Source organism: Planctomycetaceae bacterium, from assembly GCA_039680605.1.
Classification (GTDB): domain Bacteria; phylum Planctomycetota; class Phycisphaerae; order SM23-33; family SM23-33; genus JAJFUU01.
In genome coordinates this window covers 123,691-136,352 of sequence record JBDKTA010000009.1, presented here as the reverse complement: position 1 = coordinate 136,352, position 12,662 = coordinate 123,691, and the positions used below count along the sequence as shown (strand labels likewise).

9 protein-coding genes are annotated in these 12,662 nt (G+C 64.7%); 6 read left to right on the top strand and 3 right to left on the bottom strand.

Annotated features, from left to right (window positions below; all coding sequences use genetic code 11):
* Nucleotides 1-39 precede the first annotated feature (39 nt).
* A complete protein-coding gene (gene efp, locus ABFD92_03240; protein ID MEN6503531.1) occupies nucleotides 40-600 on the bottom strand; it encodes an elongation factor P in 561 nt (186 codons plus the stop codon).
* A gap of 74 nt (nucleotides 601-674) precedes the next feature.
* Nucleotides 675-1,439 carry a sigma factor-like helix-turn-helix DNA-binding protein gene (locus ABFD92_03235; GenBank protein MEN6503530.1) on the bottom strand — a complete coding sequence of 255 codons (765 nt, stop codon included), beginning with the start codon at nucleotides 1,437-1,439 and terminating at the stop codon, nucleotides 675-677.
* Between the two features lie 261 nt (nucleotides 1,440-1,700).
* Here ABFD92_03235 and ABFD92_03230 point away from each other — a divergent pair, with 261 nt between their 5' ends.
* Nucleotides 1,701-3,017, top strand: a complete 1,317-nt coding sequence (locus ABFD92_03230) for a nucleotide sugar dehydrogenase (GenBank protein ID MEN6503529.1) — start codon at nucleotides 1,701-1,703, stop codon at nucleotides 3,015-3,017.
* Between the two features lie 119 nt (nucleotides 3,018-3,136).
* Here ABFD92_03230 and ABFD92_03225 read toward each other — a convergent pair whose 3' ends face one another.
* Nucleotides 3,137-5,407, bottom strand: a complete 2,271-nt coding sequence (locus ABFD92_03225) for a UvrD-helicase domain-containing protein (GenBank protein ID MEN6503528.1) — start codon at nucleotides 5,405-5,407, stop codon at nucleotides 3,137-3,139.
* Nucleotides 5,408-5,715: 308 nt separating this feature from the next.
* Here ABFD92_03225 and ABFD92_03220 point away from each other — a divergent pair, with 308 nt between their 5' ends.
* The 5 genes from ABFD92_03220 (at nucleotide 5,716) to ABFD92_03200 (ending at nucleotide 12,454) form a co-directional block, all read left to right on the top strand.
* Nucleotides 5,716-6,288: a helix-turn-helix domain-containing protein gene (locus ABFD92_03220; protein MEN6503527.1), complete on the top strand. Its 573-nt coding sequence runs from the start codon at nucleotides 5,716-5,718 to the stop codon at nucleotides 6,286-6,288.
* A 306-nt stretch (nucleotides 6,289-6,594) separates the two neighbouring features.
* On the top strand, nucleotides 6,595-7,374 hold the full coding sequence (locus tag ABFD92_03215) for an ABC transporter ATP-binding protein (protein MEN6503526.1): 780 nt from the start codon (nucleotides 6,595-6,597) through the stop codon (nucleotides 7,372-7,374).
* Nucleotides 7,365-10,376 (top strand): ABC transporter permease, encoded by a 3,012-nt coding sequence (locus tag ABFD92_03210; GenBank protein ID MEN6503525.1) that lies wholly within the window; start codon nucleotides 7,365-7,367, stop codon nucleotides 10,374-10,376. Before ABFD92_03215 ends, ABFD92_03210 begins: the two co-directional genes overlap by 10 nt.
* On the top strand, nucleotides 10,376-11,644 hold the full coding sequence (locus ABFD92_03205; protein MEN6503524.1) for a prenyltransferase/squalene oxidase repeat-containing protein: 1,269 nt from the start codon (nucleotides 10,376-10,378) through the stop codon (nucleotides 11,642-11,644). Before ABFD92_03210 ends, ABFD92_03205 begins: the two co-directional genes overlap by 1 nt.
* A 15-nt stretch (nucleotides 11,645-11,659) precedes the next feature.
* Nucleotides 11,660-12,454, top strand: coding sequence for a type II secretion system protein (locus ABFD92_03200; GenBank protein MEN6503523.1), 795 nt, complete (start codon nucleotides 11,660-11,662; stop codon nucleotides 12,452-12,454).
* Nucleotides 12,455-12,662 lie beyond the last annotated feature (208 nt).

Genomic DNA, 12,662 nt, shown 5'->3' with positions numbered 1-12,662 from the left:
TACCCCAGTCCGCGTAATCCCGCTCTCCCCGCTCCCGATCTACGCCCGGCCGAGGTATTCGCCGGTGCGGGTGTCGACTTTGACGACTTCGCCCAGGGCGATGAACGACGGCACGCGGATGCGGGCGCCGCCTTCGCAGGTGGCTTCTTTGAGCTGGGCCTGGGCGGTGGCGCCTTTGACTTCCGGCGGGGTCTCGACGATCTTGAGCTCGACGGTGTTGGGCAGGTCCGCCAGCACGGCCACGCCCTCGACGAAGGAAATTTCGACGGGCAGGTTGGCGGTGAGGAAGACGGCCCGGTCGCCGATGATGTCGGCGGGGATCTCGATCTGCTCGAACGACTCGGTGTCCATCAAAATATGCTTGTCGCCGGCGGCATAGAGGAACTCGAAGGGTTTGCGTTCCAGGTATGCCTCATCAAGCATCTCATCGACGCGGAAGCGGTTGGGCAGGATCTGCCCGGTCTTGATGTTGCGCAACTCGACCTGCATGTACGAGCGCTTATTGCCCTTGGCCACGTGCTGCATCGAATGCACCACGCACGCGTTGCCTTCCCACTTGACGCCCATCCCTTTGCGCAAATCTACAGCTTTGACTCCCATGGCATACTCCTGGCAAGTCCCCCTCCAGACCTATGCCGCATCGCATGGCCGGAGCGAGAGTGAACGCCCCCATCTTACTCGCAAGCGGACCCCTTCGTCCAGACGTTACCGTCGCTGTCCCGTTCCAACTCCGCGTGCAATTCCAGCAACCGCTGCAGCGAGCGCACCGGCGGCGGCTCGCTCCAAGCCATCCGCGTGGCCAGGCTCTTGGCCAGCCGCGAGATCGGGTAAGGCCGCTTCCATGATTCGAGAATGGTCCAGACTTCCTTCCAGAACCGTGCCATTCGGCGGCGCGTCGTGGCGGCCTTGAGCTGCTCCATGCCAACCTGCTCGATCTGCCGCACGCGCTCGCGCGTGATGTCGTACGTTCTGCCCAGCGCGGCCAGCGTCTGGGGTTTGCCTTCGCTGCCCAACCGCGCCTGCACGATCTGGGCCATGCGGCGGTTTGAGATTGCCGGTTTGATGATGCTGGCGACCATGGCGGCGTACGAGGCGTAATCGACCTCGTGGCTGCCCGGGTCAGCCTGGGGGAACATCAGTCGCACGAGCTGCTGCTGCAGGCGTGCGAAAGATTGTTCGGCAAAGCTCCACTGGGACATCAGGTTCCGCACGGGCGTATCAAGCAGTTGCCCGATGGTGGTAATCCCCAGGTCGAGCATGATTCGCTGGGCCCGCCGCGGGGCGGCCAGTTGCGTGACGCTCATCTCGCGCAGCGGGGGCGATGGTTCGGCCATCGACGGATACGCCGGCGCCTGCAGAACGGTCGCCAGGTCGCCATCGGTATACGCACGCTTCGGAGCGGCCGATTGATTGAGGTCCTGGAGAATCTTCTGGGCCAAAGTCATTCCTGCCTGGGCAGGTTGTCTGGGTCTGGGAGGCATGAACGAAAATCACTCCACCGGGTTATACGCTTTGGTTTCTGTGTGGTTCTGCCGGCAATTATTTCGGATGGTTCGGATTATACCGAGCTTAATGGCAAAGTCGATGGTGAATGCAATAATTTGATATTGTGCCTTTGGCGGTTGCATGCCGATAATCGGGAATAAGATTCCGGCAAGCAAATGGCTGGATAACCTATTGGCTTGACAGAAAGGGCTGCAATGTCCAAAGAGCTGGTGAACAAGATCAGAAGCAAGAAGGCCACCGTCGGCGTGGTAGGTCTGGGTTATGTGGGGCTGCCACTGGTGCGGGAATTCACCGGTTCAGGCGTCAACGTCATGGGGTTCGACGTCGATCCGGAAAAGGTCAAGGCCCTCAAGGCCGGCAAGAGCTACATCGAGCACATCCCCTCGGCCGTCGTCAAGAAGATGATCGCCGGCGGCCTCTTCGAGCCGACCACCGATTTTGCCCGCATGAAAGAGGCCGACTGCATCCTCATCTGCGTGCCCACGCCGCTGACGAAGATGCGGGAACCGGATATGACCTATATCGAGGCCACCGCCGCCGCCATCGCCAAGACGCTGCGAAAAGGCCAGTTGATCGTCCTGGAGTCCACCACCTATCCCGGGACCACGCGCGAGGTCATGCTTCCGGTCCTCGAGGCCGGCGGTCTCAAGGCGGGCAAGGACTTCTACCTGGCCTTCTCGCCCGAACGAGAAGACCCGGGCAATAAGAACTTTTCCACGCGAACTATTCCCAAGGTCGTCGGCGGGTTCGACAAAGCCTCGCTTGACGCGGCTGTAGCATGCTACGAGCAAGCGCTGGAGACGGTCGTGCCCGTCAGCAGTTGCGAGGCCGCCGAGGCGTGCAAGATCCTCGAGAACACCTATCGCTGCGTCAATATCGCGATGGTCAACGAGCTGAAGATCCTCTTCGACCGCATGGGGATCGACATCTGGGAAGTGATCCGTGCGGCCTCGACCAAACCCTTCGGTTTCACGGCGTTCTATCCAGGCCCGGGCCTGGGCGGGCACTGCATTCCGATCGACCCGTTCTACCTGTCGTGGAAGGCCCGCCAGTACGGCATGAGCACGCGGTTCATCGAGCTGGCCGGCGAAATCAACGTCTCGATGCCGCAGTACGTCATCAACAAGCTGATGTACGCCCTGAACTGGCGCGGCAAGGCCCTCAAAGGCTCGAAGGTGCTGGTGCTGGGCCTGGCGTATAAGAAGGATATCGACGACGTTCGCGAGAGCCCCTCGCTGGAGCTGATCGAGCTGCTGGAATATCGCGGCGCCAAGGTCGACTACAACGACCCGCACGTGCCCCGCACTCACAAGATGCGCGAGCACGACCTCAAGAAGACCTCCAAGAAGCTCTCCGCCAAAATGCTGGCTGCATATGACGCGGTGGTCATCAGCACCGACCACAGCTCGTACGATTACCAGGCCATCGTCGACAGCGCCCAACTGGTCATCGACACCCGAAACGCGACCAAGAAGGTCAAAGGCGGAAAGAACAAGATCGTCAAGGCGTAACGCGGGTAATTATTCACCGCAGAGGTCGCAGAGGACGCTGAGGAAGACTCAGCACGGAAGATTTCACCAAATTCTTTCTCTGCGACCTCAGCGACCTCTGCGGTAAATATATCCCGTCGTTACAGCACCTTCAGCGGCACCACGCGGAGGACGATGGTTTTGCGGCCGAACGTCTGGAAGTCGATGATCGCTCGCGTCTCGGGCCAAGGCTGCTTGATCTGCACCACTCGCCCGACGCCGAACTTGGGATGCCGCACCAGACTGCCGCTCTGGAGGAACTCGTACTCGGGCGGAAAGCCTTCGCCGTGGCCTGTCTCATCGGCGTCTTCTTCATACCCCCGGCTGTCCTGATCGTCGCTGAAGGCCTCGATGCGCCGGCGGTTCTCGACATCATCATAATACCCGCCGCGCGACGGGCGCCGCGGCTGCAGGTCCGGCGGGGTCGTGAGGTCATCATGCGTCACGCTGGGGCCGGACAGCTCGCCCAGGAACGGCGAGGGCACTTGGCGCGAGGTCATGCCCCGCACCATGCGCTGCACCGCGTGGCTGAGATACAACTCCTCCTTCGCCCGCGTCATCCCCACAAACGCCAGCCGCCGCTCCTCCTCCAGGTCCACCACGTTCAGGGCCGACTCCATCCCCATCCCCGCAACCTTCTCCATCCGCTGGAAGGGCAGCAGGCCCTCCTCGCAGCCGGCGATAAAGACCACCGGAAACTCCAGCCCCTTGGCCGCGTGCAGCGTCATCAGCGTGACAGCCCCGCCCGATTCGTCCAGGCGGTCTACGTCGCTGACCAACGCCACCTGGTGCAGATAGTCCGACAGGCCGCCGCCTTCGCTGACAGAGTCGAACTCGGCCGCAGCGCTGATCAACTCGCCCACGTTGGAGCGGGCCTGGGCGGTTTCTTCCTGCCCTTCGTGCAACATCGCCTCCAGGCCGCTGCGGGTGATGACATCGCGCACCACGTCGGCGACGGGTTGGTCGATAGCCGCCGTCAACTCGTCGATCAGCGCCGCGAAGGCCCGCACGCGAGCGGCCGTGGGTTGCTGCAAGCCCGCCTGGTCGGCCAGACGGCAGGCGTCGATGAGCGAGAGGTTCCTGGTCGCGGCCATCTCCGCCAGCCGGTCGATGGTCGTTGTGCCGATGCGCCGGGCGGGGATATTGATGACGCGCAGGCAGGAGAGGTCGTCAGCGGGATTGACCAGCAGGCGCAGGTACGCCAGCACGTCCTTGATTTCCTTGCGGTTGTAGAACTCCACGCCGCGAGCGACGCGGTAGGGGACTGCGGCCTTCATCATCGCATCTTCGAGCACGCGCGAGAGGCTGTTGACGCGGTAGAAGACGGCGATGTCGCCGCCGCTGCGTCCGGCGTCGATGGCGCCGCGGACGCGCTTGACGATCTCGCGCGCCTCGGCGTGCTCATCATCGGTCGAGAGCACGTGTACGTCGGCCCCGCCGCCGCGGCGGGTGAAGAGCTCTTTCTTTTTGCGCTGGTGGTTGTGGGCGATCAGCCGCGAGGCCGCCGCCAGGATCGGGGCGGTCGAGCGATAGTTCTCTTCCAGGCGCACGACCAGGGCCTGGGGGTAGTCTCGCTCGAACTCGAGGATATTGTTGATGTCGGCGCCGCGCCAGGCGTAGATGCTCTGGTCGGGGTCGCCGGTGACGCAGATGTTTCCGTGGGGCTTGGCGATGGCGTCGGCCAGCAGGTACTGCGCGTGGTTGGTGTCCTGGTACTCGTCAATGAGGACGTAGCGGTAGCGGTCGGAGAGGGTCTGTCGCACCTGGGGGTTGTCCCGCAGGACGAAGGCCATCCGCATCAGCAGGTCGTCGAAGTCCAGGGCATTGTTCTCAGCCAGCAGCGATTCGTACTGGGCGTACACGTCGGCAGCCGCTTTTCGGAAGCGGTTGGCTCCGGCCTCCGCCGCGACGACCGACGGGGCCTGCAGGGCGTTCTTGGCGTTGGAGATGACGGAGTGGATGGCGCCCGGCGTATAGCGTTCGACGTCGCAGGAGGCCTTTTCCATCGCCTGCTTGACGATGCGGAGCTGGTCGTCGCGGTCGTAGATGGTGTAGTTGTTGCTGACGCCGGCGTAGGCGGCGAACTCCCGCAGCAGCCGCGCGCAGAGGGCATGGAACGTCGAGACCGTCGCCCCGTAGGGCACGCCCAGGGCGGCCACGCGGTCGCGCATCTCGCCGGCGGCCTTATTGGTGAAGGTGATCGCCAGCACGCTGCGCGGATCGACGCCCTGGTCGATGATATACGCCACGCGGTGCGTGATAACGCGCGTCTTGCCCGAGCCCGCGCCGGCCAGCACCAGCAGCGGCCCGTCCACGTGCGTGACAGCCTGAAACTGGGCGTCGTTGAGATTGCTCAGAAGGTCCACCGTCACACTTTACACGCCATTGCGGGGGGAAGAAAAGAGACAATCGACGATGCTTGCGGGAAAGAAAGAAACAATCGACGATGCTTGCGGGCAGGAAAGAAACAACCGACGACGAGGACGAGGACGACGACGAGGACGAAAATGTGGTTTTAGCGGCGGGGCTTGCCCCGCGCGGTTGTTCGGTCTGGGAAACAACCCGTCGAGAGCGTTCTTTGGTTTTGTCGTCCTCGTCCTCGTCCTCGTCGTCGGTTTTTCGATTTCCTGGCTAATCAAGCTGACCCTCCGGCGTGACGATACATGACATGGAGGTCACCATGCCGGAACTGAGGGAAAAACACCTGTTAACGACAGGCGACGTGGCGCGCATCTGCCACGTGGCGCCGCGGACGGTCAGCAAGTGGTTCGACACCGGAAAACTGCGCGGATTTCGCATCCCGCTCAGCCGCGAGCGCCGCATCCCGATGGAGAACCTCATCCGCTTCATGCACGAGTACGGCTTGCCGCTGACGGAACTGCGCCGCGGTCCCTGCCGCGTCCTTGCCGTCGGCGCCGACGGGCTGGAACAGATGAAGGATCGCCTCGGCGACGATGAGAGTTTTGAAGTACACCTCACCTGCGGGGCCTTCGAGGCCGGTCTGCTCACGCACCGCCTGCGCCCCGACGTGCTGGTGATAGATCTGGACACGGTCGCCGCCCAGGCGCCCGTGCTCTGCCGTGACGCACGGCGAAACTCCGGGCTGCAGGTCCGCATCATCGTCGTCGCAAGCGAGAGCCGCCGCAGCCAGGTCGCGGCGCTGGCCCTGACCGACAACGGCCAGTGGCTGGTGCGGCCTTACCCGATCGAACAGTTGATCGAGTCGATCAAGGCCGCCGCTCCCACACCCTGAAGATTCACGCGCCCTGCCGGTGCGCATCGCACGGGCCGCTGGAGGGACGGGGCAATGGCCCTGCAGCGACCCGTGGTCATTGCCTCTCAACGTCAGGGGCTGCACATTATTTGTCGCGGCCGCACATGGTTTATGCACACCGCCAAGAGCCTGGTGAATCTCGCTCCGATCGGCGATAACGAATGATCCCGCATCATGTCTTTGCGGTGTCTGCGATCTCGCCGGCGACGATATTCGGGGTACGCTTCACTTGGCGCGCTTATTGCAGTGAGTCCGGCATGAAGTCTCTACATTCAGGAGCTCGTCATGCCGACTCCGCCCCCCAGCCTGCCGCCCGTTGAGGTTAGCGATCTTTCGATGTCTTTCGGCCACGGCCCTAACGAGGTTCACGCGCTGCGCGATATCAACCTCGAAGTGGACAGCGGAGAGCACTTGGCCGTGATCGGGCCCAGCGGCTCGGGCAAGAGCACGCTGCTGCACCTGACCGCCGGGCTGGCTGCGCCTACGGCGGGGCGGGTCCTTATCGGCGGCAAGGACCTTTCGACCCTGAAGGACCGCGCGCTGACGCTGCTGCGACGAAGGCGCATTGGCATGGTGTTCCAGGCGTTCAACCTGGTTCCCACGCTCAGCGTCGAAGACAACCTCCGCCTGCCGCTGCTGCTGGAGCGAGGGCAAAGCGGCGACCGTCAGAAGGTCGAGTTTCTTCTGGAAACGCTGGGCCTCAAGGACCGCCGCCGCCACCGTCCCGACCAGCTCTCCGGCGGCGAGCAGCAGCGCGTGGCGATCGGGCGGGCGATGATTACCAACCCGACCGTCATCCTCGCCGACGAGCCTTCGGGCAACCTTGACTGCGCCAGCGGCCGCAATCTCTGCGAACTGATGCACCGCCTGTGCAAGGAGCAATCTCGCACGATCGTGACGGTGACGCACGATCCGGGAGTGGCCATGTGGGCCGACCGCGTGATAGTGCTCAAGGACGGGCGCGTGGTCGAAACCCTGCTGCCGTCGCAGTTCAAGTCGGCGCGGGACCTTGGGACGCGGTTCCAGGACATCCTCGACCGCCAGGAGGCCCCGGCATGCGTTTGACGGTCAAACTGCTGTGGGCGCAGTATTGCCGGCATTGGCTGCGGACGCTGCTGGCGCTGGGGGCGCTGGTGACGTCGGTGGCGATGGTGGTAGTCTTCGTCGGCGGACAGGACATTACGATGGCCCAGGCGCAGATGGCCGCTGGGCGTTCCGCCCACGCCCTGGGGTCCTTCGACATGGTCCTCTATGGCGCCGCGCGGGCGCAGATGCAGGCGGATCGGATGCGCATGGGCCCTCAGGCGCCCCGACACCCGATCAAGTCCGAACTGCTGACGTGGCTGCGCGATCACCGCAGCGTCGAGAGCATGCGGGAGTATTGCCAGGCTAGCGTCGACACCATGGCTTTAGGCGCCAGTGCCAGCGCAATGCCGATGAATCCCATGGCAAGGATGGGGATGACGTGGCCTCTGCTGGCCTCGGGCGACCCGGAGCCGCCTTTCCCGCTGGAGCGGGGCAAGTGGGTCAGCGACGCGGATGCGAACGAGGTCGTGATCGATTATACGATGGCGTCACGTCTGGCGGTCGTGGCCACGACCCAGCCGGCAGCGCCGCCGACTCCCGCAAGGGGCTCTCCATTTGGCCGAACCCCCGAGCCTCCTGCCGGCACCCTGGGCACGGCGTTTCAGATTACCACCACCGCCGGCCGGCAGAAGGTGCGTATCGGCGGGGTCATCAAGCTGCCGGTGCAGAACCGCACCCTGGCGGCGATGTACGTTTCCAATGACGCCTTCCAGCGGTTGACCGGGGCGCCGCCGGCCACCAATCGCGCATTGCTCAAGCTCAAGAATGGCGTCTCTCAGGAGCGGTTCCTGGACGAGTTGGTGACGGCCGCCCACAGGCTCCAGCAACCTATCGACGTCCAGACCAACAGCGACTTTCAGAGCGAAGCGGCGCGCATGGGGGGCATGGCGCAGCGGTCGGGCGCGGGATTCTTCCCGCTGCTGCGCAACGCGGGGATGAACCTGGCGATTCTGGCGGCGATGTTCGTGATATTCAGCACGCTCAATATCGGGCTGCAGGAGCGCTCGCGGCAGTTGGCGATGATGCGGGCGGTGGGGATGACGCGCGGCGGGGTGGTGGGGCTGATCGCCGCCGAGGCACTGGTGGTGGCGACGGCAGGATACCTGCTGGGATTGTTGACAGGCATTTTCGTGATGAAATGGAGCGTCTCGCAGATCCCCTCGCTGGCGGGGCAGGACGTACCGCTGCACGTCGGGCTCTGGGCGGCGCTGGGGGCGCTGACGGCCTATGGCGCCACGGCGGCTGCGCCGATCGTTCCGGCGATATTTGCCTCGCGTCGCAAACCGCTGGAGAGCATGAGCATTTCGCCGCTGCTGCAGTCGGCGGGCGTTCCGGCGTGGCTGGTCCCGGTGGGGCTGGCGCTGGTCGCGGTCAATCCGGTGGTGACGCTGACGGAGATCGTCCCTGAGACGTGGCGCGCCCCGATCGCCCTGCCGATCAGTTGCCTGGCAGCGATCACGGGTTTTGCCTTGCTGCTGCCCTTTACGATCGCGCTGTGCGAGCGGGTATTGTCCCGGGCGGCGGCCTTGCCGCTGGGGCTGAATCACCGCCTGCTGGCGCGGCAGCTCAGCGCGGGGCTGTGGCGCACCGTCGGGTGCGCGACGGCCCTGATGGTGGGCCTGGGGCTGTACGTCACGGTGCAGATCTGGGGGCAGTCGATGCTCAGGCCCTTCGTGCTCAGCGCCCGCAGCCCCGACGCCGTGATCACCGTGCAGCCCGACGGGATTGCGGAGGAGTCGCTGGCGGCCGTGGAAAAACTGCCGGGCGTGGCGTCGGGGAAAGTGGTGGCGATGATCATGCAGCATCCGGACGTGACGGACTTGCCCGAGCACGTGATGAAGGCCGACGAGGTCATCAAGGGTGTCTTCGCCCGGACGGTGATCTACCTCGGCTGCGATGTCCATAAGCTGCTCGACGAGCGCGATGGGATGATGCAGGCCAATTTCGTACGTGGCAGGGCGAAGGAGGCCTTCGCCCGGCTGGAGCAGGGCGACGCGTGTCTGCTCACCGATAGCTTCTACAACCGCGCCCCGGAGAAGTACGACGTCGGCCAGACGATCGAGATGGATTCAATGGGCGGGGCGACGGCGCGACTGAAATACACCATCGCAGGGGTGATCGAAATTCCCGGTTGGCAGTGGCTGACGAAGTTTTCGCAGATGCGTTCGATGGGTCGCGTCGGCGGGCTGGTGATTGTTCCGACGGCCACGGCGGCGGCGGCGTATCCCGGCGCGGCGTACAAGAACTTCTGGCTGAAGATGGAAGACGGCAGAAGCCCGCTGGATCTGGAACTGCCGATCGTGCGGATCGCCGATCCCAACGCCAGAGTGGTCCTGCCGTCATCGCGACCGGCCAACAGGGGCGGCGGCACAAACGGGGGGATGATGGGCGGCGGCCCGGGTGGGGGTGGAAGCGGGATGGGCGGTATGGCCGGGCGGGGCGGGGGCGGACGGGGCCGGCGCGGCGGCATGAGCGGCCCACCGCGGTTGATGATTGACAGCGCCGCTTCGGTCACGGTGACAGATATGCACGCCGTCACCAGCGCCCTGATGAACCGCGCCGGCGGGATCCTCGACAGCCTCACGACCTATCCGCTGATGGCGCTGGGTCTGTCGGCGCTGGCGGTGGTAGGGACGATGATGACGTCGGTGCGCGTGCGCAACTGGGAGATCGGAATCCTGCGCGGAATCGGAATGACGCGATGGCAACTGCTGAGGCTGATCCTGGCCGAGGGCGTGCTGATCGCCCTGGTGGCCACGGTGGCCAGCCTGCTGTTTGGGACTTTGATTTCGTGGACGGGCATCGCCTCCAGCAAGGAGATGTGGGGTGTACACGCCACGTTTGTGATTCCCTGGGATATGTTGCTTTACGGCATCGGCGCCACGATCGCGCTTTGCCTGATCGCCGGCGTGTGGCCGGCGATCAACGCTGCCTGCCGACAGCCCCTGAGGCTGCTGCAGGAAGGAAGGAGCATGAACTGATGACAATCACTGACAGCATCTCGAACCGGCGGTCGGGCGTGGCGGCGGCGTTGCTGCTGGCGGCCTTGAGCGTGAGCATGACCGGGTGCAGCAGCGCCAAGTCGGGCAAGAGTTCCGCGGCCACCGCGCCCGCTCGGACAAGCGCGTCGCAGCCGGCGCCGGCGGGCGCGGCGTGGCGCGGCGTGGCGAACCTGCCCGAGTCGGCCTTGGACGCCGCCCACCGCGCCAAGGCCCAGGCGTTGCTCGACGCCGGCGCGATGTACCTGCTCCGCCAGCGCCAGGGCGACGGGAGTTGGTCGACCGGGCGCAGCACCGCGGCTCCGCCGATCACGGCGATGGTGCTCAAGGCCCTGGTGCAGCATCCGGGCTATGGCGTGGAACATCCGGCGGTGAAACGCGCCTACGAGGTTTTGCTGACATTCAAGCAGTCTGACGGGGGAGTGTATGTCGCTGAGGAAGGCGGATCGAGCTACACCTCCGCCGTGGCGCTGATGGCGCTGGCGGCGGCGAAAAGTCCCGAGTACGCCTCCCACGTGAAGGATTTGACGGCCTACCTCAAGAGCCTGCAGATCGTGGCCGGCGCCGAGTCGACTGACGGTAAAGCCATCGCCGCGGACGACCCGAACGTGGGGGGGCTGGGGTACGCCAAGGGGGCGGCCTCGGGCGACCTGAGCGTGGTGGGGATGTGGATGGAAGCCCTTCACGAGGCGGGCGTGCCGGCCGACGACCCGGCGATGCAGCAGGCGATGGCCTTCATCAGCCGCCTGCAGAACAACACCGAGACCAACAGGATGGACTGGGCGTCGCAGGGCTCCAACGACGGGGGGTTCGTCTACCGGTTCCCCAAGGACGCCCAGGGCGCCCGCAGCTACGGCACGATGACGTATACCGGTTTCAAGTCGTTCCTCTATGCCGGCGTGAAGCGCGACGACCCGCGGGTGCGGGCGGCCTTCGACTGGATCCGCAAGTACTGGCGGCTGGACGCCAACCCCAACATGCCCCAGGCGCAGTCGCAGGCGGGGCTGTATTACTACTACCACGTCTTCGCCAAGGCGTTGCGGGCCTGGGGCCAGGACGTCATCACCGACCCGGAAGGGGCCGGGCACAACTGGCGGCACGAACTGATCGACCACCTGGCCCAGCGCGTGCGCAAGGATGGAAGCTGGGTCAATAACTCCGACCGCTGGTGGGAAGGCCATCCCGTGTTGGCCACCTCCTTCGCGATGCTCGCGCTGGAAGAGGCCCTCAAGGCCCCGACGCAACCGTAACTGGGGAAACTGAAGATGCCGAACAGACGGAACCGCAGCGCGTTCACGCTTATCGAACTGCTGGTGGTCGTGGCGATCATCTCGGTGCTGGCGAGCATCCTCGTGCCGGTCATCAGCAACGCCCTGAGCAATGCCCGCAAGACCGCCTGCAAGCCGCTGCTGCGCGGCTACGAGCAGGCCAGCCAAAGCTTCACCCGCGAGCACAACGACCTGATGCTGGACTCGTACAAGCACCTCGACGCGACGATGGGCATCCCGCGGTACTGGCTGGGCGACACCAAGCTGCCCGAGCAGGTGTCGCGCTGCCCCGGCGACGGGGCCACAGAATCGCTGGGGCGGCTGGGAACCTTCTCGCAGTACGACAACCTGCGGGTGAGCATCGGCTGCAACGAGAACACCCTCTCGGCCAGTGCCCGCATGACCAGCCTGGGACCGCAGGCGTTCTGGGTGCTGCGCAGCGAGCTCAAGGGCAACCCGTACCGCATGATGACCTGGGCGGACTGGCAGAACAACCCGTATGAAGCCGACTGCGCCACGGCCATCGTTAAGCCCGCCAACACCGGGATGGGCAGCCTGGTCTTCCGCCATGGCGGCGTCTCTAACGCCGTCTACATGGATGGCCACGTCGGGGAGATGGCGCCCACCGTCGCCCTGACCAACAACGGTCACGATCTGCAGGATGGGGACTGGCCAGCCCCCAACGGCAAGACGCCCATCGCCAAGTTCTTCAAGACGTTCTATCCCTTCGGTCCGGCTAAGGGCTTCGAAGCCTCCTGCAATGGCGACTGGCCGACGATTCAGTTTGAGTGACGGGCGGGCGGGCCTCCGGCTTCGCCTTCGGCGACGCCGTGACTAGTCCATCCATCCATCCATTCATCCATCCATTTTTCTTCCCGCCTTGCTCTTGACCGCCGCCTGCGATGGCCGATATGATATCTGTGAGTGTGAGATAATAATGGTCCGTCGCATCAACAACCTGCCCGCTCTGCTGCTTCTGGGTTTGTTGCTGCGCTGACGG